Source organism: Acidimicrobiia bacterium (assembly GCA_029210695.1).
Lineage (GTDB): Bacteria > Actinomycetota > Acidimicrobiia > Spongiisociales > JAHEDJ01 > JAHEDJ01.
This window is the reverse complement of record JARGFH010000038.1, coordinates 1-26,013: the sequence shown is the minus strand read 5'-3', so window position 1 is coordinate 26,013 and position 26,013 is coordinate 1. Positions and strand designations below refer to the sequence as shown.

Here is a 26,013-nt window from a genome sequence, read left to right as displayed (position 1 = left end):
ATTCACCCGACCGGCGGAACGGTCGATTCGAGGTCCATCACATAGTCACGCAGGGCCGGCACTGCGGTGATCCGATCGTAGAAGTAGTCGTTGACGAGTTGGACGAGGTCCTCCCGAGCCGAGGCGACGGCGACGGACCTGCCTTCGAGGTCTCTATCACGGCTGATGCTGTCGCGCAGGAGTAACAGGTGGGTGACGATCGCAGCCTCCGCGTCGCCTTCGAGAGTGCGGACGACGGTGAGGATCAGCTCATCTGCCTGCCTCAGCACCGTATCGCGGTCGATCGGAGAGCCGGGGTCGGCGGCTTCCTCGAGACTGCGGAGTAGGGACCACACCTGATAGAGGACAGTCGCAGGCTCGTCGAAGAGCTCGCGGAGGAACGAAGCCTCTTCATATCGCCCTTGCAGTCGAAAGATGTTGTACATCCGCTTGGCCGCTTTGCCAAAGTTCTTCGGCTCGTGGCCCACGTATTTGCGGACTTGCGCTTCGAGCTCCCCCACGTACGTGTCGAGCGCATCCGTTGAGACCTGCTTGACGATCTTCGAGAACAACGGTATCGAATCCGCCTCGAGGTAGACCTCCTGGAAGTAGGGGTCGAGGTAGCCGTCCAGCGGAACGATCGCCCCGTCCGGTGACTCCCACGTGGCATCGAGCATGTTGCTGGCGTTTGAGATGTGTCCTCTGACCGGGTCGGCTACCACCCAATCCAGCTTGCACCACCCCGGTTGCCGGGCAGCCTCCGCCCAGGTAACGGCGCGCGGACTGCCATCGGAAGTGAAGGCCGAGACGGCGCCGGCCCGAAGCGCTTCGACATCCCAGGAAATGAGCGAGCCCGCCGGAAGCTCCAGGTCGCCCAGGCAAAGGCTCTCCGGATACTCACCGAACTTGACCTCTATGAGCCGATAAGTCTCACCTTCGAGGGTCGACAGCGCCTTCTGCAGCACGAGGTCCCCCAGGATCTCGCAGGCCTCCTGCCGGGTGGCCGCCAGGATGTTGACCCGCTCAAAGAAGTCACAATCGCCGGGAAACGTCTGGATCTTCGACTGGGCGGCGGAACCGGAGAGCGCAACGGCCGTCTCTACGCCGGCCCGGTCCTGGATCTCGACGATCGTCTCCACTGTTCGGATGTAGGCGAGATCATGCGGGCTGAAATCGAGCATAGAGATGCGATGCCCGAACACGCCCGAGCCGGCATCAACGACGATGTCGGTCGAACCCTCGGCAAGTGACATCGCCATCAGCCAGCGCAGGGCCTCCTGTTCGTCCATTTCTATACCGAACCTGGTCGCCGACTCCACAAGCCGATGGAGGTCTTCGCTTGACTTCGCTAGGTTCACAGAACACCTCCTGGTTTGTCGTTCCTCCCCGCACCAAACGGAACGGACGGTCACCCGGCCTGGTCGACCCACGCAGGTAGTGTCGGGGTTGAGGCCAAACGATCACCAAAGGCCTGATCGATCTAGGCCACCCTCGATCCGGAGACCGTTTCGATGGAAGCGGCCCCGCCGGCCCTCCCTACACTGCACCGATGCTCATCGCCGACTCGGCCGCCGTCCTCGCAACGCTGCTGGCCTTCGTCACGCTGGTCCCTCAGGTGATGAAACTGTGGAATACGCGCAATGCCGACGGGGTCTCAACTACATGGGCGAGCCTCGGGATGGTATCGAACGCCGCATGGACGGCATATCTGTACTCGCAGGACCTCTGGCTGGCACTTCCGTCCACCACCTCGATGGTGCTCTTCTACACGCTCACGATCGGCCTGATCGCCTGGACGGGACGACCCATCGCCCGGGCAGTCATGCTCGGGTCCTCCTGGGCGCTGATCCTCACGCTCGTCGGCGTGATCGGCGGCTGGGCCGGATTGGGCGTTCTGCTCGGTGTCTCCTTCGGAGTGCAGGCGACGCCTTCTCTGTGGACGGCCTTCAGGACCTGGGCGCCCAAAGGAATCAGTCCAGGGACGTGGCAGCTCACTCTCGTGGAAGGTCTCCTCTGGCTGGTGTACGGCGCCGCTTATTCGGACCGGGCCATCGTTATGTTCGGGATCCTCTCCTCCGCTGCTTCCTCCTTGATGGTGGCCAGGTATTACATGACCCGGCGCCGGTGGCTGGAACCCGCACACGCTCGCTCGCTACGCTCGCCCTGATGAAGATCTCCCGCCGATCCGACATTGCTCCGTTCTACGTCATGGAGGTCATGAAGGCGGCGGCGCGCCGGGAAGCTGCCGGCGGCGAAGTGCTGCACCTCGAGGTGGGTCAGCCGTCGACGCCCGCACCGCGCGGAGTGCTGGCCGCGGCCGAGGCAGCCCTGCGTTCCCATCGACTGGGCTACACGGACGCCCACGGCGTCCCCGAGCTACGGACACGGATCACCCGGCACTACCTCGATCGATACGGAGTCGACGTGGCCGAAGACCGGATCGCGGTGACCGTCGGGGCATCGGGCGGATTCGTACTGGCAGTTCTGGCCGCATTCGACGAAGGCGACCGTGTGGCCATGACCGAGCCCGGCTACTCGGCCTACCGGAACATCCTGCGCGCCCTCGGCATCGAAGTCGTCGAACTTCCGGTGGGGCCGGACACCAGGTTCAATCCAACGCCGGATTTGCTCGAACCGCTGCTGCCACTCGACGGGCTGGTGACGGCCTCTCCTTCGAACCCCACCGGCACGATCCTCACCGGGGTCGAGCTCACCGATCTCGCCGGTTTCTGTGAGACACACGAAATCCGCATGATCGCCGACGAGATCTACCACGGCATCACATACGGCGACACGCCGGCTCCAACCGTCATCGCCGTGGCCGACCACGCGGTGGTCGTCCAGAGCTTCTCGAAATACTTTTCGATGACGGGCTGGCGGCTGGGCTGGCTCGTGTTACCCGAGGAGATGATCCGGCCGGTTGAGCGACTTGCGCAGAACCTCTTCATCTCGCCGCCGACGCTTTCGCAACTCGCCGGCATCGCCGCCTTCGACTGCTCCGAGGAACTCGACGCCAACGTCGCCCGCTACGCGGAGAACCGCCGGATCCTCATTGGCGGCCTGGCCGGAGCCGGGATAGATCGGATCGCCCCGGCGGACGGCGCCTTCTACGTGTACGCAGACGTTTCACATCTGACCGACGATTCCCAGGCGCTCAGCGCGCAGTGGCTCGACGAGATCGGCGTGGCGGCGACCTCGGGAATCGACTTCGACCCAACCCAGGGTCACCGTTTCATCCGCTTCTCGTATGCGGAATCGACCGCCGATATCACCGAAGCAGCAAAGCGGCTCGTTGGGTGGGCGAATCTTCGGAACCGCTCAGCTGCCGGCCCATAGGCGTCTGCGAATCGCTTTGAACAGGAGCCTTTGAGAGCGGGTAGGAGGCGGTATCTAGTCGATCACTTCGACGTCGTCACCCGTCCGGATGGCTCCGCTGATGATCACCCTGGCGTAGACGCGGCTCCAACCGGGGTACTCCGCCTGGCTAATCCGGGCAGAGTCACGGTCTGAGAACGAACCGACGATCTTCCAGCACGGCGACGTGAAGCTGGTGATCTGAGCGACCGTTTGTCCGATCCGTAGCCTGGTGTCCGGCCCCACCCGATCCCAGTCCAGGCCGGCGATCGTCACGTTCTCACCCGTCGAGCCGGGCGCGATCGGATGACCTTCGGCCTGCAGTGCCTCGATCACCTCGAGCGAGAAAATACACAGTGCCCGGTCGGGTCCTCCGTGGTGCTCTTTGCTCGCCTGGTCGTCACCGATGATGCCGTTGATGTCGACGTCTACCTCGTCGATCGGCAGCTTGGGGACCCCTCCGCCGCTGATGTTGATCTGATACACCGATGCCATCCCAAAACCCTACAACACCATTTTCTCCGCAATGCAATGGTGTGTTTTTCGTACACAGCATTGCGGAGAAAGTGGGATGGGGTTTCTAGCGGCCGAAACGGTGCTGGAGTATCCAGTGGTGCATGGCGATCCCCGAGGCGACGCCGGCGTTGATCGACCTCGTAGAGCCGTACTGAGTGATCGAACAAACCATGGCGGCGGCAGACCGGGCACCCTCCGACAACCCAGGGCCCTCCTGGCCGAAGAGGAGAACGCACCCGGCCGGGAGTTCAGTCGTTTCGATTGGCACAGAACCGGGCAAGTTGTCGATGCCGACCACCGTCAGCCCGGCTTCACCCGCCCAGGCTACGAAACCTTCGATCGTCGGATGATGGAGTATGTGTTGGTATCTATCGGTGACCATCGCACCGCGCCGATTCCACTTGCGCTTCCCGATGATGTGCACGGCGGAAGCCATGAATGCGTTGGCGTTTCGCACCACCGATCCGATGTTGAAATCGTGCTCCCAGTTCTCGACCGCAACATGAAACGGATGCCGGCGACCGTCGAGATCCTCAACGATGGCTTCATGGCGCCAGTAGCGGTACTCGTCCACGACGTTGCGGCGATCACCGTGCTCGAGTAACTCCGGATCGAGTCGCGGATCATCGGGCCATGGCCGCGGATGCGGTCCGACACCTACCTCGCGCTCATCATCCATACGGTGGGTGTTAGTCCGAACCGATGATGACGCCTACGAATCCACCGCCGAACACTCCGGTCAGGATCCCCGGCCAGATTCCAACGGAGAACGCCCTCGTCAGGTCTGAATCCGTGAAGATCCACATGGACAGCACGATGAAGATGATCGACAGGGGTGTTCCGACCACGATGCTCGTGGCAATCGCACGGCCAAACCTCTTCTCATCGACCTCACCGTGACGCTTCTTATCGTGTGTTTCGATCGCCATCGCCAGTCTCCCCGCCTATCTTCCGCAACAGCGTAGTGGCGCAACCCATCGCTTTGAAGGTGCATCACAAAAGGAGAGGGCGCCGAGGGGCGGGGTATCTTCGATCTGCCCACCTCAACGGACGGGTGGAGCCGGAATGGCGTTAGGATTCACCGAACTCATCAAGAGCGGTGGAGGGATCAGGCCCTGTGAGACCGCGGCAACCGGCCCAACGGGGACACGGTGCCAACGCCTGCACGATGGGGTTGCGGAGACGCTCCTCGTTGGAACAACCGGAGGCGAGGAACGCCGTGAGAAGCTACGTCGAAGCCACGAGATCCAGAGTCGTCATCTACGACGGCGCGATGGGCACCTCCCTCCAACTGGCCGGGCTGACTGAAGACGACTTCGGTGGACCCGACCTCGACGGCTGCAACGAACTCCTCAACCTGACTCGCCCCGATCTCGTCCAACAGATTCACGCCTCCTACCTCGACGTCGGTGTGGATGTAATCGAGACCAACACATTTGGCGCCTTTGCCGTCCCGTTGGCCGAATACGGCATCGAGGATCGCGTCCATGAGATCAACGTCGTAGCTGCCCGCCTGGCCAGGCAAGTGGCCGACGACTTCTCGACCCGGCACCGGCGCCGCTGGGTTGCCGGCTCGATCGGCCCCGGCACGAAGTTCCCCACCCTCGGTCAGATCCGCTACGTCGATCTCCGCTCTGCCTACGAACAACAAGCCCTCGGCTTGCTCGAAGGGGGGGCCGACCTCTTCATCATCGAAACTCAGTTCGACCTGCTCGGGCTGAAGGCAGCCATCAACGGAGTACGCCTCGCGATGCACAGCGCGGGGATTCAGCTTCCAATCCAGGCACAGGTCACGATCGAGGCGACCGGCCGCATGCTGCCCGGAACCGAGATTGGGGCCGCCCTGGCAGCTATCGACCCGCTGGGCCCCGACGTCTTCGGCCTCAACTGCGCGACCGGGCCTACGGAAATGACGGAGCACATTCGCTACCTCTCCGAGCGGGCGCGGATGCCGATTGCGGTCATCCCCAACGCCGGCCTCCCTGAAGTCCGGGACGGAGAGATGTGCTACAACCTCTCGCCCGCCGAACTCGCCGAGTATCACACGAGGTTCGTCTCCGAGTTTGGAGTGTCCGTCGTCGGTGGATGCTGTGGCACTACTCCGGAGCATCTCCGGGCAGTCGTTGACGCGGTAGCCGACCTGCAGCCGGTCGCCCGTACGGCCCGCCATGAACCCGGCGCCGCCTCGACCTACTCGTTCACGCCCTTCCGGCAGGACACATCGTTTCTCATCATCGGCGAACGGACCAATGCCAACGGGTCCAAGCGATTCCGCGAGACCCTCCTGGCAGAGGACTGGGACGGCTGCGTCCAGACCGGCAAGGACCAGGTCAAAGAGGGTGCACATCTCGTAGACCTCTGCGTCGACTACGTCGCACGGGATGGAGTCGCCGACATGGACGAACTGGCCTCCCGTTTCTCGACCCAGATCAGCGTCCCGCTCGTGCTGGATTCCACCGAGCCGGAGGTCATGGAGGCCGGCCTGCGATGGATCGGTGGCCGGGCCGTGCTCAACTCCGCCAATCTGGAGGACGGCGACGGCCCTGGTTCCCGATTCGACCGGGTCATGTCTCTGGCGCGCGAATACGGCGCCGCGGTGGTTTGCCTCCTCATCGATGAGGAAGGACAGGCCCGGGATCTGGAGTGGAAGATGAGGATCGCTCACCGCATCCACGATCTGGCTATCGAACGACACGGGCTCGAACCCGGCGATCTCATCTTCGATCCGCTCACGTTTCCACTGACCACCGGCGGCGAGGATCTGCGCCGGGATGCCATGGCCACGCTCGATGCCATCCGGAGCATCAAAGAAGAACTCCCCGGAACCTTCACCAGCCTCGGTATCTCAAATGTGTCATTCGGGCTGAAGCCGGCGGCCCGGCATGTACTGAACTCCGTGTTTCTCAACGAAGCCCTCGAAGCGGGTCTCGACGGAGCCATCCTCCACGCCGCCAGAGTCATACCCCTCCACCGGATTCCGGACGACCAGCGGCAGGCGGCGCTCGACCTCATCTACGACCGCCGATCCGACGGCTACGACCCGCTCGAACGAATCCTCGAACTCTTCGCAGGCGCGACGGCAACGGCTGTTGAACGAGAGGATCGCGGCGGCAGGTCGGTTGAACAGAGACTCGAGCACCGGATCGTCGAGGGCGATCGCGATGGCCTCACCAATGACCTCAAAGAGGCCCTCCTCGGTCGGTCCGCCATCACCATCATCAACGACATCCTCCTGGCGGGGATGAGAAGGGTGGGTGACTTGTTCGCCGCCGGTGATATGCAGTTGCCGTTCGTACTCCAGTCGGCAGAGACGATGAAGGCAGCCGTCGGCTATCTGGAACCTCACATGGAAAAGGCCGATGGTGCCGGCAGGGGGTCGATCGTTTTGGCGACGGTAAAGGGTGACGTTCACGATATCGGGAAGAACCTCGTCGACATCATCCTCACGAATAACGGATACCGGGTGCACAACCTCGGCATCAAGGTCGGCATCACCGAGATGATCGAGAAGGCGCTGGAGGTGAACGCAGACGCCATCGGCATGAGCGGGCTGCTGGTGAAGTCCACCCTGGTCATGCGTGACAACCTGATCGAACTGTCCGACCGGGGGTTGGCCCACCTGCCCGTCATTCTCGGCGGGGCCGCGCTGACCCGGACGTACGTCGAACGTGACCTGCGTGAGCACTACCCGGGTCCGCTGTTCTACGGGAAGGACGCCTTCGCCGGGCTGGCAGTGATGGACGACATCGCCGCCGAGACCCACCTGACAGACCCCGACTTCGGTCGCGTAGCGGGTGGCCGGCCGTTGCCCCGGCGCCGGACCAAGGAAGCACCGCTAGCAGCGATCCCGAGCCGGTCGCCCGAGGTCGCCGGCGACAACCACGTTTTTGATCCGCCCTTCACCGGTTCCCGGGTGGTGAAAGGAATTCCCCTCGACGAAGTTGCTTCGTACCTCAACGAGACGGCGCTGTTTCGCAATCAGTGGCACTTTCGCCCCGAACCCGGAGAACCGGACGGCGATTTCAAGGACCGGATCCGGCCGGTGCTGCGCGACCAGTTCGATCGGGCGAAGCGCGACGGATTGCTGGTCCCGCAGGTCGTCTACGGCTACTTCCCGGTCAATGCCGACGGCAACGACCTGGTCGTGTGGTCCGACGAAGAGCGAAGTCGCGAGGTCAAGAGGTTCACATTCCCACGCCAGGCAAGCAGTCCGTTCTTGTGTATTGCCGACTTCCATCGACCGATCGGTACCGGAGCCGACTACGCCGCCTTTCACATCGTCACAGTCGGCGAGCAAGCGTCGGAACGGGCGGCCGAGCTGTTCGCAGGCCACCACTACGAGGACTACCTCTATCTGCACGGTCTGGCGGTGGAAATGGCCGAAGCTCTAGCCGAATACTGGCATCACCGCATCCGCACGGAATGGGGCTTCGCCGACCAGGACGGGCCGTCACTGGCCGGACTGTTTCGTCAGAAGTATCGCGGCGGTCGCTACTCGTGGGGCTATCCGGCCTGTCCGGAACTCGAGGACAATGAGACTGTCGCCGACCTCCTCGGCGCCGACCGAATCGGTGTATCGGTCGGTGAAGAAACCGGATGGCAATACCAACCCGAACAGACGACCTCGGCCATCATCTGCCATCACCCGCAGGCAAAGTACTTCATCGCTCGCTAGGGCAAACCCGGCCGGGCGTCGGCGCCCGCCTTTCCGTTGCTCCGATTAGACCGTCGGGCCACCGGGTAGGAAGCCAGAGCCGCTCACCCGTGTATTGCGAACCGCAGGAGGGCTCCCACTCCATGCTGATCGAGCAAGCTCGGAACGGTAATCTGATCAACACGACCGCCCATCCGGAGCACCTGCTCCATGGCCGCACCGACCACGTCATCAGTTGGCGAAACGAGCAAACCGCATCCGACGCACGCTTCTCCAAGGCGATCGAGTCTTCCGCAAGTAGTGCACACCACACCGTCTTTGGTGAAGCGGCCGGCGACGACGAGATGGTCGACGGCGCCCGCGTTCACCGCCTCGAGCACATTGGCGAGCCCAAGCGCAGCTCTGCCCCCCTCCTCGGCCGATTCGGCCACCCTGGTGGCCAGCTCTTCTTGTTCCTCGCGCACTGCCGTCTCGAGCAAACCATCAACTCGCTTGGCGACGTCGCTATCCGTCATGGTGTGCGGATCGATGACGAATGAGCCGATCAATCGATCGCGCAGGTACGGGTGAAGGGATGATCCGAACCTGGTGATGGTTTCCTCGTGGCCACCGACTATGACCTTGCCGAACGGAGTTGCCCGATGGTGTTCGAAGAGCCGGTCGGCCACCTGCCGGAAGTGCCGGCGTTCGAGTGTCTCAGCATGACTCCTGGCCCGGCGCTCATCGTATCCCGAGAACCCGCCGAAATTGCCCTTGTGTTCCTCCAGCTCTTCCACGAGCTCAAGGAGTCGGACTCCCGCGCCATCCCAGCTGTAAAGCCGGGCATGTTTGCGATCGACCACTGCCACCGCCACCAACTCGCTCGCGCGGACGCTCCTGAGCGGACGCAGATACGGTCGATCCGAGACCATTGCAACGTCCCACACCGGGGCCGGAAGAGGGAGGTACTCGAGGAGTCCGCCACCCTGACATGCGAACAAGGCAGTGGCCGGTGCCCGGTCGACGTCGATCCGATCACACATACTCATTACCGTCTCGAGATCGGCTCGCAGCGACATCTGAGCATCGTGGTCGAGGTCGCCGAACTCGCGAAACGGCTTCAAGAGGTCGCCGATTCGGGGACGCACCGCCGGGTTGAGGGCGTCTCGATTCACATAAACGGAGAGCACCGGATAGTCGGCGCTCTCGAAACGAGCGAGGCGATCGAGATGCATGAGCCTCCCTTGGGTTGGTCCGGGGGCGCGCCGGGGCAACACAGATTGGTGCGTAGACGCGGAACCCGGAGAGCCGGACAACAGAGGTGTGTGAGAAAACGTCACCTCGATTTCAGGCTACCCGCCGAGCGAGGTACTTGGGTGACCGATTTGGCCGGTCAGTGCCATACCGAGATCGTCTTGCAGATCGCGCACATCCTCGAGGCCCACCGACAGGCGGACCAGGGAGTCGGTGATCCCCATCGCCGTTCGCTGCTCAGGTGTGAGCTTCGAGTGAGTAGTGGTCGCCGGGTGAGTCACAAGGCTCTTGGCATCGCCCAGATTGTTCGAGATATCGAACAGATGGAGCCGGTTCATGAACTGGAACGCCGCCTCCCGACCACCCGCAATCTCAACGGAGACCATGGATCCCCCCGCTTCCATTTGCCTGCTCGCCAGCTCGGCCTGAGGGTGCGAGTCGGCGGTTGGATAGAGCACCCGGGCGACTCCCGGCATCTCGCTCAGGTACCCGGCCAGGGTTTCCGCGTTGCGCGACTGCTCCCTGACACGCAGATCGAGCGTCTCGAGGCTCTTGGCAACGACCCAGGCGTTGAACGGACTCATCGAGGGTCCGGTGTGGCGCTGGAACTCCTTGAGCGGACCGTCGATGAAATCCGATGGGCCGAGAACCGCCCCGCCCAGGGTTCGACCCTGACCGTCGAGGTGCTTCGTTGTCGAGTAAACGACGACATCCGCACCCAATTCGATAGGGCGTTGCAGAACGGGAGTCGCGAACACGTTGTCGACGATTACCCGGGCACCGACTGCATGGGAACGTTCTGCCACCGCCGCGATATCCACGAGTTCGAGCATCGGATTGGAGGGCGTCTCCAAGAACACCACCTTGGGGGGCACGGCCAGTGCCTCGTCCCAGGCGTCGAGGTCCCGGCCGTCGATGAAAACGGAATCGATACCCCACCGCCCGAGCAACGGGCCGAGAACTGCGACGGTGGAACCGAAGAGAGCGCGGGACGCCACAACGCGGTCACCTGTGTTGAGATCGCAAGCGAGGGCGGCAAAGACGGCGGCCATCCCGCTCGCCGTCGCCCTGCATGCTTCGGCCCCGTCCAGGAGTCGGAGACGTTCTTCAAAGATGGCGACGGTGGGGTTGCCGTAGCGGGTATAGATGTATCCGTCGGCATCGCCGCGAAAAACGGCTGCCGCTTCCTCAGCGGTCTCGTACACGTAGCCGGACGTCATAAAAATGCCCTCGGCCGTCTCGCCGAATGCAGTGCGCTCGTGTCCTCCGCGCACCTGGCTGGTCCTCGGTCGCCATCGATCCATGACGAAGTACCGTACTCGAACATTGCCGCCGGATGGCCGCCGTCGTAGTGTTCGGTCTCACGACCGTCGATCAGCAGGACCGCATGCTCAGCGCAAACCGTGACTGGACCGAGATCGTCGAGGTCAACCCTCCCGATCTCCCGGATATGTCGCACCTTCTTCTCGAGGGGGCGTGGTCGCACGTGCTCGTTACAGACAACGTGTTTGGAAAGATCAGGGTGTCGCCCTACGCATACTCGGCCCGGATAACCCACGACGTGCCGTCGGTCCATCCCACCGTGGTGGTTTCCACCCGGGACCGCAACATCCTCGCCATCGAGAGCGAGGTGCGAGGTGCGCTGGGCAACGGAGTGGATTCGTTTCTGGTAGTCATCGGCGACACGGTCCCCCAGATCGACCACTACGCCGATCACTATGAGGTCGTCGAACACCTGCGCGATCTCCAGAACCGGACGCCGCAGTTCGAGGTCGGCATGCCGACCCGCTTCCAGGCGTGGCAGTTCCGCCGCCGGATCGAGGCAGGCGGGCAGTTCTTCGTGGCCGGCCCGCTGCTCGATCCGGCCACCGCCGGGCGGCAGATCGACAAGTTGAAGATCCGCGACGACGACCCACCGGTCTACGTTATGGTGATCCCTCCATTCACTCTCGACTGGGTCCACCGCATGGAGGCCGTCGGAGCTGTCCCGGCCGGAGATGGCCTCAAGGCGGAGCTTGCTGCGCGGCCGGACGCGGACCGGAGGGCCTTTGGATGGGATGCAGCCGCATCGACTGCCGCCCGGGCGCGTGATGCAGGAGCAGCCGGCGTGATTCTCATGGGCCTTCGATTCGACACCGTCGTCGACGAAGCCGCCGAGGGTTGGCGCGGAGCCTCACAACGGCAGCCCTGATCCTCGGTGGCGACCAACCCGCGGCCCTGCGCAGAGGAACGCTCCGCATGGATTCTCACGCCATCTTCATCTCCCGTTTGGCGCATAGTCACCCCGGTCGGGTTGAATAGCGACAATGCGTTCTCGAACCTCTCTTCTAGTTGCGATGTTGGTTGTCGTTGCGGCTTGCTCATCTGCCGACTCCACGACAACACCAGACCAATCCACGTCGACCTCCAACAAACAGCCGACCACCACCTCAGGCGACACTGTGTCCACCTCCGCGCTGGGCACGACCCTGCTCGTCACCGACTGCGACGACCCGACCACCGACTTCGAGTCCTTCTGTGACGCCTACAGCCTGATTCGAGGCCACTACGTTGACGATATCGGCGACGCCGCTCTGGCAGCAGGAGCCCTCGAGGGATTGACCGCATGGGAGATCGAACGTGGGAGCGGCGCCCCCGATGAGGTCACCTGTTCTGAGCCGAGCGACGCCTTCTCATCGTTCTGCGATGCGCTCGTGGCGGCCATCGACGAGAAGGACGCCAGCCTCGGAGAAGCAGTCGAAGCTGCCCTGACCGGCATGGTCAATGTCGGCCTCGACGACCCCTACAGCGTCTACCTCGATCCCACCGCGCTCGAGAACTTCAGAATCGACACCTCCGGAAGCGTCGAAGGCATCGGTGCATTGGTGCGTGGTGAAGACCCGACGGATCCGGAAGATGACGTCTGTTCGCTGCTCTCGGAGACGTGTCACATGGTCATCGTTCAGCCACTGGAGGGAAGTCCGGCGGAAGCGGCCGGACTTCAAGCCGGCGACTACGTAGTGTCCGTTGATGGGAAAGACGTCGAAGGCAAGCTTCTCGACGAGATCGTGGCCATCGTGCGGGGCCCCTCGGGAACGGACGTAACGCTCGGCATCGAACGCGAGGGGGTACTCCTCGAGTTCACGGTGACGAGGGCGGCGATCTCCGTACCCAACGTCGAGTCCGAGGTGCTCGAGTCGGGAGTCGGGTATCTCCGGCTCGTCAGCTTCGCCAGCAACGCGGACGAGGCGATCCATGAAGCGCTGGACGAGTTGCTCTCCGGTGGAGTGACCGAAATCATCTTCGATCTGCGCAGCAACCCGGGCGGATCCCTGGACGCAGCGGTCAACATCGCAAGTGAATTCCTGGATGATGGTCTAGTGGTGAAAACCGAGGCACCGGACGACACGCTCGAATACCGGGTTCAGAACGGCGGCCTGGCCACCAGCGATGACGTCAAGCTGATGGTGCTGGTCGACCGGGCGAGCGCGTCGGCTTCAGAGGTCGTAGCCGGCGCACTACAGGAAGCCGGTCGGGCGACGATCATCGGTGAGGTCACCTTCGGGAAGAACACCGTGCAGCAGCAATTCAATCTGGGCAATGGCGGCGCTATCAAGCTCACCATCGCTCGATGGCTGACGCCGGGCGGGGTGGATCTGGGAGACGGCGTTCGGCCCGACGTCGTCATCGAGATCGACCCGGACGCTGAAGTCGACCCGTGGATCGACGCGGCGCTGCAACTCCTCGGGCGCTGACCCCCACCATTTTCTCCGCAATGCTGCGTACGGAAAACACACCATTGCATTGCGCAGAAAACAGGAACAGGTCGGGTTAGGCGCTCAAGCCGGTCGGACAGGACACTCCGGTCCCGCCCAGGCCGCAATACCCGTTGGGGTTCTTGCCCAGATACTGCTGGTGGTAGTCCTCCGCGTAGTAGAACTCGCCGGCGGGAGCGATCTCCGTGGTGATCTCTCCGTAGCCGTGTGAAGCCAGTTCGGTCTGAAAGAGATCACGCGACCGCTCGGCGGCGTCGAGCTGTCGATCTGTGCTGGCGTAGATCGCCGAACGATATTGCGTACCCACGTCGTTGCCCTGCCTCATTCCCTGGGTGGGATTGTGGCCCTCCCAGAAAGCGCCGAGCAACCGGTCGTAGCCGACCACGGCCGGATCAAACACCACCAAAACCACCTCGGTATGGCCGGTCCGTCCGGTACACGTTTCCTCGTAGGTCGGATTCGGCGTGGACCCACCGGCATATCCGACCGCGGTCGAGTAAACCCCTTCCATCTGCCAGAACACGCGCTCGGCGCCCCAGAAACAGCCCATCCCGAACACGGCCGTCTCCAGGCCGTCTGGAAACGGTGGAACAATGCGATTGCCGTTCACGAAGTGCGTTGCGGGGACGCGGATCGGTTCGGCGCGTCCCGGCAAGGGTTTGTCGGTGCTTTCCTTCTCTGGGCGGCGGTACCAGGCCATAGGATCTCCTCGTCGTCGGTTCGACGGTAGCCCGTCAGGTGAGCTATTCATCGTTGCGGTGTGGTCAAAACAACGGGGCGGCAATCCACGGGCGACGTGCCACAGCCTCTCGATCGCTACCGGCTCGGCCTTCGGTGGGCGATCTGCCCCGGCGCGCAGGCCATCGCTCGCTTCACCGGCCGAATCCGGCGTCCAGACTGGATGCGATCGATAGGAACCGGCTTCTGCTCCCCGACCCGCGCAACCGACAACTAGCTTCGAGACTGTGAAGCGCCTGATTCTGCTCCGCCACGCCAAATCCGACTGGAATGCCGAGTTCGGTTCCGACCATTCGCGGCCCTTGAACGAGCGCGGGATGGCTGCCGCCAGAGCAATCGGGGTTGCACTGGCTCGTTCGGATCAGACTCCGGATCTGGTGGTTTCGTCATCTGCCCTCAGGGCCCAGTCGACCGCCTTCCTGGCGGCAGATACGGGTGGATGGAACTGCGAAATCCGGATCACCGACGAGCTGTACGGGACATCCGCCGGATCGGTCTTGAGCATCGTCACCGACACGGCCGACGATGTTGCTCGTCTCATGCTCGTGGGACACGAACCAACCTGGTCGACCACGGCGGGCGTGCTGATCGGTGGTGGTCGAGTCAGGGTCACGACCGGATCCGCCGTCGCCATCGACCTTCCATCCTGGGAACTTGCCGAACCAGGGCGTGGGGAACTCGCCTGGATGTTGACGCCCCGCCTCTTCACAGACGGCGAGTGGGATCTCGGCAACATGGCTCCTGACTCCGGCTGAGTCTTTCTCAGGTGCTTCTTCAGTCCACTTCACCGTTTCCTAACGAGTGCCTTCGATCATGTCGGTAGAGGCTCTTGAAAGGAGACCCAACATGCGAAAGACTCTCGCAACCCTGGTGGTAGGCGCAGTCGCCGCAATCGGCATATCAGCCGGCGCGGCCGTACTCGCTCCGACCACTGCTGTGGCACAGGAGGACGAGGCCGTCGAAGAAACCGCCGGGACGCTCGAAGATGTGCTCGGTGAACTCGTCGGTGAAGGAGTCATCACCCAGGAACAAGCCGACGTGGTGGCTGATCGAATCCGGGAGCGCGGGCCGCTGAATCGCTTCGGCCACCACCGTGGCGGCGGCGGACATCTCGAGACGGTGGCCGGCCTCCTCGAGATCGACGTAGCAGACCTGGCGGAAGCGCTTCGTGACGGGCAGTCGATCGCCGACCTAGCCGGTGCGGAGAAGACCGGGGCCGTGATCGACGCCCTCGTCGCAGAGGCTACAGACCGCCTGAATCAAGCCGTCGCCGACGAGCGGATCACCCAGCAGGAAGCCGACGAGAAAGTCGTGGAGATCACCGAACGCATCACCGATATGGTGAACGGTGAGCTGCCGGACGGCTTCGAGGGTCGCCGAGGCTTCGGCCCGAGGGGCGGCGGGCACTTCGGTCCACAACCCGATGACGCTGCCGATACAAGCGCCTGAGCGCTGCCCAACCCAACCAGGAGCCCCGGGTGTTCTCGCACCCGGGGCTCGCCAGTCCTCCTGGTCTTCCACGGCGAGGCGGGCACAAAACCGCGACGGATCACTCCACAGAACGCGGAAGCCTGAGCGAGAAGACACTCCACCCGTCTTCGAAGCGGTAGTCGAGCTCACCACCCATGAGACGGGCGAGGTGACGGCTCACCGTGAGCCCTAGCCCAACCGAAGCCGGTTGTCCTTTCGGATCGTGCGCACGGTGATAGGCATCGAAGACCGCCGTCCGGTGCTCCTCGGGAATGCCCGGACCGTCGTCGCGAACTTCGAGGATCCCATGCGCGTCAGATTTGGAGAGCACGACCTCGATGTGTGGCCCGCCGTACCGAAGCGCGTTGGTGACCAGATTGCGAACGACCTGGCGGAACCGGGCCGGGTCGGCGTCCACCTTCACGGTGTTACCGGTGACGCCCACCCGTGATGCCTTGAGTTCGGAGAGGCCGACCAGGATGGCGGCCAGCTCATCGACCAGTTGCACCGGCTGCGGGACCACCGTCACTCCGTCGATATCGGCGCGGGCGGCCACCAGGAGGTCCTCGACGATGTGCGCAACATCGGTTCCCTGCTGGGCAATGAGCGCAACGAATTCGGCGATCTCGTCGTTCGTGAATGACGTGAGGTGGTCCCTGAGCTCCTGCGCGAGACCGACGACGGCAGTCAACGGCGTCCTCAGTTCGTGACTAACGCCCGCCACGAACTCGTCCTTGGAGGCCACGAGCTCGGTCAATCGAGCGTGGGCGGCCTCACGTTCCCAGTGAGCGGCGATCATCCGCGCACCGGCCTGGAGAAGCTCCAATTCATCCTCGCCCCACTCCTGGTGGCTTGCCGCGTGGGAGAACCCGATGACTCCGGCCAGAGCCCCGTCGACACTGATCGGCAGCTTGAGATCCGAGATCCGAGGAGTGGGTGCATTCTCGTACCAGGCTCGATCCGCCTCGTTGATCGAACCCAGACCATGGCTATAAGGGCACCCGTCCCGGAGTCGAGCCCAGGCGGATGGGATCCGGGCAAGCGGTACTCGCTTCCAGTACTCATAATCGTCCGCAGTTACTTCGACCCCGGGCGCAACAGAGGTCAGCAACTTGACGAGGGTCGGGCCGGTTGTCGGATCGTTCTCGACGACATCAACAAACCCGAACGAAGAACCGGAAGCGTCCCGCATCGCTTCAACGGCCCGCTCGAGTGCCGACTCATCCGGACCGAGCAACAACTCTCGCGCACAAATGGCGAGCGCACGCTGATATCTGAGCTGACGGTCCGATGCAGCGAGAGCCGCTTCCAGCTGATATCTGGTCGTGTGACGCTCCCAGAAGGCACCAACCATCTGCGTGGCCGCGCCGAGCAGGGCGACTTCGTCATCGCTCCACGACAGGCCGCGAGCGGCGGCGATCCCCATGTGACCTACCCACTCGCCGGCGATCAGAATCGGGATCTTCAGGACTTCGTCGGTGAATCCGTCGAAGTGTTGATCGCGCTCGCTCCCGGCGAGAGCTTCGACCCTGTACATGAACGGTTCGCCCGCCGACAACGCCTCACGGGCGGCCGGCATGGTCGACCACGAGACCATCTTCCAGCCGTCCAGACCGACACCATCGCGCCCATCGGCAGAGACGGTGATGACGTTCTCGGCGGCAAAACCGATTTCAGCGTCCTCTACGTTGCGATCGATGAACAGATACTGGGCTTCGGTCGCAGACAGCAACGCCCGCGCCGCCACCTCGAGTGCGGATGACTCATCGGTGGTCAGGAGTGAATGGGCGCACGCCGCAATGGCCTGCTCATAGCGCAGGCGGCGACTCATAGGTTCATCCGCAGAATTGCGGAAGATCGCCACCATTGCGCCGGCTCCGTTCAAGTTGTGCACCCGTCGACGTTGCCGCCCGGTGCGTCGACATACAAGTACTTATCGAAGAGACAAAGGCGCTCCTTGAAGGGTATGTTTCCCGGATGGGTAGCAGATATTTCACCCCCAAGCTCTTCGCATTCCTCCGCGACCTCGCTCAAAACAACGACCGGGATTGGTTCAAGGCCCATCAGTCTGACTACGAGCAATATGTGCGTGAACCGGCGCTCGACTTCATAACCGATTTCGCCGGCCCATTGGCAAAGATCTCAGATAACTTCGTAGCCGACTCCAGGACCGTTGGTGGTTCGCTTTTCAGAATCCAGCGAGATACGCGGTTCAGCAAAGACAAAACGCCTTACAAGCCGAACACGGGAATGCAGTTCCGCCACATTGCCGGCAAGGATGCCCACGCCCCCGGCTTCTATCTGCATCTTCAACCGGGCGAATGCTTCCTCGGGGTCGGCCTGTGGAGACCGGAGACCAAGGCTGCCTATCAGATTCGGCAGCAGATAGCCGACCACCCCGCCGACTGGAAGAGGGCAACGCGCGGCACGCGCTTCACCGATGTGTTTGCGCTGACCGGCGATTCGCTGGTTCGCCCTCCGAAAGGCTACGACGGGAATCATCCACTGATCGACGACCTCAAACGCAAGGATTTCATCGCCTCGACGCGGCTGACTCAAAGCCAGCTCACGTCGGATCAGCTCATGGAGGATGTCACCGACTACTGCAGGCGCGGGGCGCCCTTCATGAAGTTCCTCTGCGAGGCGGTCGGGGTACCCTTCTAGCGGTGGTGAGCGCCGGGCTGCTGCCGGTCATTCCCGAGCAGGCCCGGTCTCGTCTTGAGGGAGATGAGGCGCCGGGGATACTCGGAAACCGGACCGCATACCGTCACCATCCGTGTGGTTGCCGCCGAAGGACACGTCCGGCGCTCCGACCTATCACACCGATTCGGCTAGCCAGTCTGACGAACCCTCCAGCAAGAAGAGACTGATTTCGTGGGCGCGATCAAGGGCATCGCACAGTTGTTCTCGACCCATGAACGCCTCAGTGAGAGAGACCTCGACCCGACCGACGATCGTCAAGCTCCTCTGGGCGGCATCCGTCACGGACGCGAACGAATCGATAGCCGACACCTCCAACGGAAGATCTGTTGCTCCGATCCCGGCCAGGTCGGTGGCCAGCACGAGAAGATCCGGCGGGTACGGCAAAGGAGGTAACGCCCAGTTGAAATAGAGCGGAAGATGATGCAGATCCTCGGGCTCTGTGAACTCTTCTCCGAGTTCTTCGAGTTGATCCTCGAATGCCATCACGACCCGCGGATCAACCTCGAGAGCCAGGTGCAAGTCGAGAGGGCCGCCGCACGCTTCCTCGGGGTGCAGGACCACCTCCCACGACTGACGCATCGAGTAGGTCTCCACAAAGTGCCGCTCGTCGTGCACATGGAAGTGGTGGTCAACCGCGTGGTCTTTCAAGTCCGCGATGAACCCCGGTATGTCAACCGCCGCCAAGGGATTCCTTTCTTCCTGCCGCCCACAGGGTTGCAGATCCACGGCTTGAACTCAATGGGGGCAACCGGCCCCAACCCGGGATCAGGGACGCACTACAGGCGAGTCACTTCCTTCGCCGGAGTCACCGCCACACCGCCCATCACCGTCGAGGCCTCGATGATCAGATGCGGAGCGTCGTCGGGGACCTCCTGTTTCCTGGCGCTGTTGGCATGACCTCCCATGAACGCCCAGCCCTTCAACTCGACGTTCCATCCGCGCGGCACGCGGATCTCGACGCCTCCCATGATCGTGATGACCTTGAGGTGGGCGCCCGCCGGGTCGAGAGTCACCATAGTGAGGTCCATCTCCATGCCACCCATCCCCGTGATCACCGTCCCGGATCGCAACGCCTCAGCCTTGCCGACCCAGTTCCGACCTCCGGTCATGGTCACCGTCTGGAACACGTCGCTGTCTTCATCGCCTACTTCTGGGATCAACTGCTTGGCAACCTGGGCCGCGATGAGGGCCACCAGATCGAATAGCAGGGCCCACTTAATGAACTTCATCCATGCACGTTTCATACGATCACCTCTCCAACATATTCTGTCAGGTTGCGACGGGCTCCGTCAGTCGACGTCGAAACGAGTCCCGATGGCGGACGGAGGATCGCTGCCAAGGATGCCGCGCAGTGCCGGATACCGGTCGGTGAGGCTGCGTACCCGGTCGCTGTAGACCAGGACGAGCGTGAAGATCATGATCGGGAAGGGCAGCGTGCCGAGGACCTGGGTCAGGTCGGGGAAGACATCCTGGAGCTTGATTGCAGAGAACTGCAACGCTCCGAAGAGGTACACCCCGAACGCCGCCCTGTACGGATGCCAGCCTCCGAAGATGACGATGGCGAGCGCAATCCACCCCAGGCCGGTCGTGTGGCCTTCCGACCATCCGATCTTGGCACCGAGTGAGTATGCCGCCCCTCCCATGCCGACCAGGGCGCCCCCACCGGCCGCGTAGAGGTAGCGGAGTCGATTGACCGGTACTCCTCTCGAATGGGCGGCTTCAGGCCGTTCGCCGACTGCCTGTAGCTTCAACCCCCGGCGGGTGCGGAACATGAACCAGTAGGTAACGAAGATCAACACGATGCTGCCGTAGACGATCAGGTCGTGTTGAAAGAAGACTTTCCCGACAAATGGGATGTCTTCCAGCAGCGGGATCGGACGGTAGGCGACGGTTGGGCCCGGAACGCGGACATATGGATCCCCGAGGAATGCGCTCAGCTCGCCGGTCAGCTGGAATAGCACGAACCCCACGGCGACCTGATTGAGACGGAGCGCAATGCTCGAATAGGCGACCAGGAGAGCAGCCAGCGCCGACACCAGCGCCGCCGCCGAGAAACCGACGATTACCGAGCCACTCTCGTAGGCGCCGGCGAATCCGACCATCGCCGACAGCAGAACGGTTCCGTCGAGAGACAGGTTGATGACGCCTGCCTTCTCGGTGATTGTCTCTCCGATGACGATGAAGATCAGGGGTGTCGACGCAGCGAGAATCGAGGCGAGTGTCGCTTCCATCAGCCCACCTCTCCGGGAACGATCGGTGTCTCCGGTGGCCCGACCGCCATTCCGTCCGATCGGTCCTGTCTACGCGCCTGCCAGCCCTGCGCCAGGATCGTGAACAGCACCAGCACGCCCTGCAATACACCGCCGACAGAGGAGTCGAGCCCGAGTTTCAACGGAAGGAGCGTGCTGCCCACGGCCAGCATGGCAAACACGAAGGCGATCGGTGCGATCCAGCGTGCCGCATAACCGGCCAACATCGCCACCAGGATCGCCAGAAATCCATACCCACCGGAGATGGACGGCACGAGCTTGTGATGAAACCCGGTCGCCTGGACGGCACCGGCTAGGCCAGCCAGTCCTCCACCGAGGGCAAAGGCGGCCAGCATGTAGCGGCCCGTGGGAATTCCGAGAAGGAAGGCGCTACGCATGTTCTTGCCGACGGCCTTCAGCCGCAGACCGAAGCGCGTGCCGCGCAGCAGGTAGAACACCACCAGCACGGCGATCACCGCCACGAGAACGGCGACCCAGGAGAGTCGGGTCGAACCCAGCGTCGGGAGCCACGACTCTCGGGGGAACGGTTCGGTTCCACTGGTCGAGGCGACGCCCGGTCGCTTCCATGGTCCAAGCACGAGATAGACGGCGAGCGCCTGAGCCACGAAAAACAACCCGAGACCCCCGAAGATCTCGTTGACCTTTCCATACGTCCTGAGCAGACCGGCGAGGAAGGCCCAGAACCCTCCGCCCACGAATCCGGCCAGCAAAGCCAGCGTCACAATCAACCAGGTAGGACCGGAAACCTCTCGGGCAACTAGCGAAGCGGCGATCGCACCGAAGACGATCTGACCCTCGACGCCGATGTTCCAAAGCCCGGCAGCAAACGTGATGAGCAGGCCGGCGGCCGCCAGGACCAGCGGTGCCCACACCATCAGCGTATCGCCGAACCTGGCGGTGCTACCCAGCGACCCGTCGATGATCACACCAAGGGCCTCAAACGGGTTGGCGCCGGCGACGAGGAGCAACAGAATGCCTACCACCAGCGCCATCGCCACTGCCAGGACCCCCGTCCGGCTGCGTTTCCAGAGATCGGCGAGATTCATCGACTCACCTTCCCCCCGATGAGGTGACCAAGTTCGTCGACACTCGATTTGCGCGCGCTCACTTCCGCAAGAACAGATCCGTTGAAGAACACGAGAATCCGGTCGCTGTATTCGAGCAGCTCATCGAGGTCGGCTGAGGCAAAGACGATCGCCGTGCCGTCTTCCCGTCGTAGCAGAAGCTGTTCCCAGACCCAGGCTGCTGATTCGATGTCGAGGCCGCGCGTCGGATGTTCCATCAGCAGGACCGAGAGGTTCTCTTGCAGCATGGCGAGGAGAAGACGCTGTTGATTACCACCGGAGAGCGACTCGGCGGTGGACTCGGGAGTTCCCTTGATGAAGTGTTCAGCAATGTCACGGGCGGCTTCTTCTCTGGCACCATCCCAGTCGATACGAAAACCATCGCGACGACCGGCGAGAACGAAGTGCTCGGTCAGTGTCAGTCCGGCCACGAGGCCCTCCTCGAGACGGCCGGCCGGAAGGAACTGCACGCCGGCTGCGAGATACCCGCGGTATCCGGTCCTCGTGAGGTCCCGTCCCCCCACCTTGATCGCCCCGGCTTGCGCCCGCCGCAGGCCGGAGAGAGCGTCGAGCACGATCCGCTGGCCGCTGCCCTCCAGCCCGGCCAGCCCGATCACCTCGCCTTCAGTCACCTCGAGGTCGAAGTCCTCAACGCCGACCATCCGGTCATGCACCCCGAGCCCGGATACAACCAGACGGGGTGGGCCCAGGCCGACGACGGGCCGCTCGCCCACCTCCACTTCGCCGCCGAACATCAGCTCGACCAATTCCGAAGCCGGACAGGGGAGATCTCGTTCTCCCACGACCGCACCGGCCCGTATGATCGTGACCCGCTCGCACAGTTCCTCAACCTCTTCCAACTTGTGCGAAACGAAGACCACGCTCATTCCATCTGCGGCGAGCTCACGCAACGTTGCGAACAGCTTGAGGCGTTGCGGTGCCGAGATGCCCGTGGTGGGTTCATCGAGGATCAACACACGGGCACCCAGCCACAGCAACCGGAGGATCTCGAGCTGTTGACGCTCACCAACCGTGAGCCTCCTGGTCGGCGTATCAGGATCGAAACTGAAGTCGAAGCGCTCGGCCAGCGCGGCCAAATCGCGGGCAGCTTCGCGCCGGTTCACCCGCTCTGGGCCGGGACTGCCGATGAGGAAGTTGTCGAGCACCGTGAACGGCAAGAACACGAGTGGATCCTGATGCAGCATGCCGATGCCGTGCAGCATTGCGTCGGCCGGCGTCCTCAGTTCGACCGGTTCTCCATCAACAAGGATCTCGCCGGAGGTTTTCAGGTGAAAGCCCGACAGGACCTTCATGAGGGTGGACTTGCCCGCCCCGTTCTCGCCGAGCAGCCCGTGGAGCTCCCCGGATGCGACGCTGAGGTTGACTCCGTCGTTGGCGCGCACCGGTCCGAAGTGCTTGTGGATCTCACGCAGCTCGAAGCCCATGCGGGGAGACTAACGCGGCGACACCGTCGCGCGGCTGGTCCCGGGGAATTAGCCATTGGCAATGGGCCCTAGGCAATTGGCAATTGGCAATTGGCAATTGGTCAAGAGCCTGCGGAGGTTCTGAGTTGTAGGTTCTGAGTTATCGGTAGCCCACGTAGAACCCAAAACCTAGAACCTAGAACATTGAGAGGGGGAGGGGATTGCTCCCCTCCCCCTTCTTCGTATCGGGCCTTTTGTTCTATTCGCCTGAGGCGCTTTCTCCCGTGATGCCTTCGAGCAGCTGCTCCGTGTACCAGATCTGGAAGTCCGTAGCTTCCTCGCCGTCGGCGAGATAGACGCTTCCATCCTGGTAGTTGAGGGGCCCGGTGAAGAGATTGATGTCTCCCGAACCCAGACCGGCGATGAAGTCATCGAGGTCGGAAGAAGCGTCGGCCGAGAGACCGTCGCCACTCACCCACCCGACGGCCGTCTTGGTGTTGTCGGTGAGGTTGTCCCAGTCCGGTCCGTTCCATTGCCAATCGGCTTTGAAGTCACCATTGACGACCGAATTGACGATCTCTAGATAGGCCGGTCCCCAGTTGAAGTAGGGGGTGCCCAGGCAGATCTCCGGCGCCTCTGCGCACGCACCTTCGAAGTCGTAGGGAACGGACCAAACGGCCTCGCCCTCGCTCGCCCGTTTCCCTGCCTCCACCAGTGCTTCAGTGGTGTCAATGCCTGAGATCAGCACGTCGGCACCGGAGTCGAGGAACTCGTTGGAGACCTGTGTCGGATCCAGAGTGAACCCGGGAATATTGAACCAGAACCCGATCCAGGTCACTGCGAAGTCCAGCGCGGTCGTCTCACCGCGGTAGTTCTCCCAGCAGTACTTGGCTCCGAGATACGCTGAGTTGACCAGCCGTTGGGTTTCGTCGTTGGTGAGCGGACCCACGTAGCCGATCGACCCGGTCTGAGTAGTCAACCCGGCTGCGCAACCGGCAATCATCTTGCCGAACTCCATTTTGCCCATCACATTGCCCAGGTTGTCGAGACCGGCGAACGCCTTGCCATCTTCCCAGGCGCTGTCCCCGGACGACCAGATCATCGGTACATCGGGATTCTGCTCGGCAGCCAGAAGGACACCGTCCTTCATATCGTCCGACGTGGCAAAGACGAGCTGCGCACCCAGGGCAATGAGGTCGGCCGCCACCTGATCAACAGTCTTCTCCGGCAGGTCGGCCGGATTGACTTTGTCCTGCACGATCATCTCGGCACCGGTGAGTTCGGCGACGTACTGACCCGCCTCGAAGTGTGCCTGGCTCCAGCCGTGGTCGTTCTGTGGTCCAACCAGGATCATTCCGAATTTGAAACCCTCGGCATCAACGGGTTCAGCGTCGCCGCAGGCTGCGGCGACGAGTGCGAACGCGACGAACACCAAGAGAACGCGGGATACCTTCGTTCTGGACATTCCCTTCCTCTCCTTGTTACGAAAAAGCCGACAAACCGGCAGAACAAGTGTCCGCCGCTGCCCGACCTGAACACTAGGGACCATCGTCACAAGGTAGAAACCGAGACGCAGGAATCGAGCAATCGGTAATCGCCACTTCGCAGGAAGCTGTGAGCAATGAGCCTCAAGAGTGACTGCCGGCGCGGTAGAAACCCAGAACCCAAAACCTAGAACTTCTCACCGCTTGCTAGTTATTCGGCGTGAAGACGCGCTTGGCCGTCTCGATCTGACCGGCATAGGAGTCGCCGTCCTCTGTCGAGCGCAGCCTTTCCAGGAGCTCGCCAAGCTCATCCTCGAGCTCTTGCTCGCCTGGACGCTCTATGACCCGGACCAGGGCTGCGTATCCCTCGGCCATCGCAGACTCCACCTCAGATCGACCTTCGTCGGCCGACAATCGAGCGGCCAGAAACTCGGCTATCGACTCTTGATACCGTTCGAGCGCCAGGAGCGTCGCCCCCACCATCCAGTGGCCTCGCGCGATCGCAACCGACCCCTTCTCCAACTCGACGGCCAACCGCACGTTGGTTCGGGCGGAGTCAAGCGCAGCGGTGAGGTGGTGCCGGTTGATCTCGATCCCATCTTCATTCCAACCCGGCCAGGCAAACGAGGCGAGGTTGAACGCTATTGCCTTGACCGCGCTCCGGAGGTCGTACGCCTGGTCCGAGCCGGCCGACCGCGCCAAGCCAAAAGTGATCCCGGATCGAGCAATCGCCATTGCTTGGTCCAGATCTTTGCGCTCCCAGTAGGCCTCATTCGCCAACGAGCGAAAGACATCGAGTGCTTCGACGGGGTCGGTTCCGTCGGCCAGGTACTCGACCAGGGCAGCCATGTCCTTGTGAGCGACGAGTTGGCGAGCAGTATCGATGAGACCCTCCATGGTGGTCGGAGCATAACGATGGGGCGAGTCCGGTGCCCTGAGAACGAGGGCAATTGGCAATTGGCAATTGGCCCATCGCCGTAGGCAGAGGCCGGGTTATGTGAGATCGTCTCCAGGCGCCGGTAGAACCTAGAACCCAAAACCTGGAACCGCCCACCCGCGACCCGCGACAAGGGACCAGCGACTCAGGAAACCCGGTGCCCTGAGAACGAGGGCAATTGGCAATTGGCAATTGGCCCATCGCCGTAGGGCTGGCAGGAATCCGTGGAGCGCCGGTAGAACCTAGAACCCAAAAGCTGGAACCGCCCACCCGCGACCCGCGACAAGGGACCAGCGACTCAGGAAACCCGGTGCCCTGAGAACGAGAAGTATCGGTGGCTGGCAATTGGCAATTGGCCCATCGCCGTAGGCAGAGGTCCGTGTATGTGAGATTGTCTCCAGGCGCCGGTAAAACCTAGAACTCAGAACCTAG

At 62.7% G+C, this 26,013-nt stretch carries 23 protein-coding genes and 1 riboswitch; of the genes, 8 read left to right on the top strand and 15 right to left on the bottom strand.

Annotated features, from left to right (window positions below; translation table 11 throughout):
* Window positions 1–2 precede the first annotated feature (2 nt).
* Window positions 3–1,337, bottom strand: a complete 1,335-nt coding sequence (locus P1T08_12490) for a hypothetical protein (GenBank protein ID MDF1596888.1) — start codon at window positions 1,335–1,337, stop codon at window positions 3–5.
* Window positions 1,338–1,528: 191 nt separating this feature from the next.
* Here P1T08_12490 and P1T08_12485 point away from each other — a divergent pair, with 191 nt between their 5' ends.
* Together P1T08_12485 and P1T08_12480 are read left to right on the top strand one after the other, a co-directional pair.
* Window positions 1,529–2,146 (top strand): PQ-loop domain-containing transporter, encoded by a 618-nt coding sequence (locus tag P1T08_12485; protein ID MDF1596887.1) that lies wholly within the window; start codon window positions 1,529–1,531, stop codon window positions 2,144–2,146.
* The gene (locus P1T08_12480) at window positions 2,146–3,315 is read left to right on the top strand and encodes an aminotransferase class I/II-fold pyridoxal phosphate-dependent enzyme (protein ID MDF1596886.1); all 1,170 of its coding nucleotides are present in this window, start codon (window positions 2,146–2,148) and stop codon (window positions 3,313–3,315) included. Before P1T08_12485 ends, P1T08_12480 begins: the two co-directional genes overlap by 1 nt.
* 54 nt (window positions 3,316–3,369) lie before the next feature.
* On the opposite strand, the gene P1T08_12475 is transcribed toward P1T08_12480, so the two are convergent.
* The 3 genes from P1T08_12475 to P1T08_12465 all read right to left on the bottom strand — a co-directional run bounded on the left by P1T08_12475 (window position 3,370) and on the right by P1T08_12465 (window position 4,778).
* Window positions 3,370–3,828, bottom strand: coding sequence for an MOSC domain-containing protein (locus P1T08_12475; protein ID MDF1596885.1), 459 nt, complete (start codon window positions 3,826–3,828; stop codon window positions 3,370–3,372).
* Between the two features lie 85 nt (window positions 3,829–3,913).
* Window positions 3,914–4,528, bottom strand: coding sequence for a TrmH family RNA methyltransferase (locus tag P1T08_12470; protein ID MDF1596884.1), 615 nt, complete (start codon window positions 4,526–4,528; stop codon window positions 3,914–3,916).
* 10 nt (window positions 4,529–4,538) lie between these two features.
* Window positions 4,539–4,778, bottom strand: a complete 240-nt coding sequence (locus P1T08_12465) for a hypothetical protein (GenBank protein MDF1596883.1) — start codon at window positions 4,776–4,778, stop codon at window positions 4,539–4,541.
* Window positions 4,779–4,933: 155 nt separating this feature from the next.
* Window positions 4,934–5,024, top strand: a riboswitch (SAM riboswitch).
* On the opposite strand from P1T08_12465, the gene metH reads away from it, so the two are divergent.
* On the top strand, window positions 5,018–8,524 hold the full coding sequence (gene metH, locus P1T08_12460) for a methionine synthase (GenBank protein MDF1596882.1): 3,507 nt from the start codon (window positions 5,018–5,020) through the stop codon (window positions 8,522–8,524). Its footprint overlaps the riboswitch before it by 7 nt.
* 83 nt (window positions 8,525–8,607) lie before the next feature.
* Here the strand turns inward: metH and P1T08_12455 are convergent, their stop codons facing one another.
* Window positions 8,608–9,717 carry a hypothetical protein gene (locus P1T08_12455; GenBank protein MDF1596881.1) on the bottom strand — a complete coding sequence of 370 codons (1,110 nt, stop codon included), beginning with the start codon at window positions 9,715–9,717 and terminating at the stop codon, window positions 8,608–8,610.
* Between the two features lie 117 nt (window positions 9,718–9,834).
* On the bottom strand, window positions 9,835–11,040 hold the full coding sequence (gene metZ / locus P1T08_12450) for an O-succinylhomoserine sulfhydrylase (GenBank protein ID MDF1596880.1): 1,206 nt from the start codon (window positions 11,038–11,040) through the stop codon (window positions 9,835–9,837).
* A 32-nt stretch (window positions 11,041–11,072) separates the two neighbouring features.
* Here metZ and P1T08_12445 point away from each other — a divergent pair, with 32 nt between their 5' ends.
* Window positions 11,073–11,927, top strand: a complete 855-nt coding sequence (locus tag P1T08_12445; protein ID MDF1596879.1) for a hypothetical protein — start codon at window positions 11,073–11,075, stop codon at window positions 11,925–11,927.
* A 145-nt stretch (window positions 11,928–12,072) separates the two neighbouring features.
* Complete coding sequence (locus tag P1T08_12440; protein MDF1596878.1) at window positions 12,073–13,470, top strand: S41 family peptidase; 1,398 nt, start codon at window positions 12,073–12,075, stop codon at window positions 13,468–13,470.
* A gap of 76 nt (window positions 13,471–13,546) precedes the next feature.
* On the opposite strand, the gene msrA is transcribed toward P1T08_12440, so the two are convergent.
* Complete coding sequence (gene msrA, locus P1T08_12435) at window positions 13,547–14,191, bottom strand: peptide-methionine (S)-S-oxide reductase MsrA (protein ID MDF1596877.1); 645 nt, start codon at window positions 14,189–14,191, stop codon at window positions 13,547–13,549.
* Between the two features lie 265 nt (window positions 14,192–14,456).
* Here msrA and P1T08_12430 point away from each other — a divergent pair, with 265 nt between their 5' ends.
* Window positions 14,457–14,984 carry a histidine phosphatase family protein gene (locus tag P1T08_12430; GenBank protein ID MDF1596876.1) on the top strand — a complete coding sequence of 176 codons (528 nt, stop codon included), beginning with the start codon at window positions 14,457–14,459 and terminating at the stop codon, window positions 14,982–14,984.
* Window positions 14,985–15,075: 91 nt separating this feature from the next.
* On the top strand, window positions 15,076–15,678 hold the full coding sequence (locus P1T08_12425; GenBank protein ID MDF1596875.1) for a hypothetical protein: 603 nt from the start codon (window positions 15,076–15,078) through the stop codon (window positions 15,676–15,678).
* Between the two features lie 100 nt (window positions 15,679–15,778).
* On the opposite strand, the gene P1T08_12420 is transcribed toward P1T08_12425, so the two are convergent.
* Complete coding sequence (locus tag P1T08_12420) at window positions 15,779–17,530, bottom strand: HAMP domain-containing sensor histidine kinase (GenBank protein MDF1596874.1); 1,752 nt, start codon at window positions 17,528–17,530, stop codon at window positions 15,779–15,781.
* 146 nt (window positions 17,531–17,676) lie between these two features.
* Between P1T08_12420 and P1T08_12415 the strand changes: the two genes are divergently transcribed.
* Window positions 17,677–18,363 carry a DUF2461 domain-containing protein gene (locus tag P1T08_12415; protein MDF1596873.1) on the top strand — a complete coding sequence of 229 codons (687 nt, stop codon included), beginning with the start codon at window positions 17,677–17,679 and terminating at the stop codon, window positions 18,361–18,363.
* A gap of 153 nt (window positions 18,364–18,516) precedes the next feature.
* Here P1T08_12415 and P1T08_12410 read toward each other — a convergent pair whose 3' ends face one another.
* The 7 genes from P1T08_12410 to P1T08_12380 all read right to left on the bottom strand — a co-directional run bounded on the left by P1T08_12410 (window position 18,517) and on the right by P1T08_12380 (window position 25,541).
* Window positions 18,517–19,086, bottom strand: a complete 570-nt coding sequence (locus tag P1T08_12410; GenBank protein MDF1596872.1) for a hypothetical protein — start codon at window positions 19,084–19,086, stop codon at window positions 18,517–18,519.
* A gap of 92 nt (window positions 19,087–19,178) precedes the next feature.
* The gene (locus P1T08_12405; GenBank protein ID MDF1596871.1) at window positions 19,179–19,646 is read right to left on the bottom strand and encodes a LiaF-related protein; all 468 of its coding nucleotides are present in this window, start codon (window positions 19,644–19,646) and stop codon (window positions 19,179–19,181) included.
* 45 nt (window positions 19,647–19,691) lie between these two features.
* Window positions 19,692–20,633 carry an ABC transporter permease gene (locus P1T08_12400; GenBank protein ID MDF1596870.1) on the bottom strand — a complete coding sequence of 314 codons (942 nt, stop codon included), beginning with the start codon at window positions 20,631–20,633 and terminating at the stop codon, window positions 19,692–19,694.
* Window positions 20,633–21,718, bottom strand: coding sequence for an ABC transporter permease (locus tag P1T08_12395; protein ID MDF1596869.1), 1,086 nt, complete (start codon window positions 21,716–21,718; stop codon window positions 20,633–20,635). Before P1T08_12395 ends, P1T08_12400 begins: the two co-directional genes overlap by 1 nt.
* Complete coding sequence (locus tag P1T08_12390; GenBank protein MDF1596868.1) at window positions 21,715–23,181, bottom strand: ATP-binding cassette domain-containing protein; 1,467 nt, start codon at window positions 23,179–23,181, stop codon at window positions 21,715–21,717. Before P1T08_12390 ends, P1T08_12395 begins: the two co-directional genes overlap by 4 nt.
* A 238-nt stretch (window positions 23,182–23,419) precedes the next feature.
* A complete protein-coding gene (locus P1T08_12385) occupies window positions 23,420–24,625 on the bottom strand; it encodes a BMP family ABC transporter substrate-binding protein (GenBank protein MDF1596867.1) in 1,206 nt (401 codons plus the stop codon).
* 226 nt (window positions 24,626–24,851) lie between these two features.
* Window positions 24,852–25,541, bottom strand: a complete 690-nt coding sequence (locus tag P1T08_12380) for a hypothetical protein (GenBank protein ID MDF1596866.1) — start codon at window positions 25,539–25,541, stop codon at window positions 24,852–24,854.
* Between the last annotated feature and the right edge of the window lie 472 nt (window positions 25,542–26,013).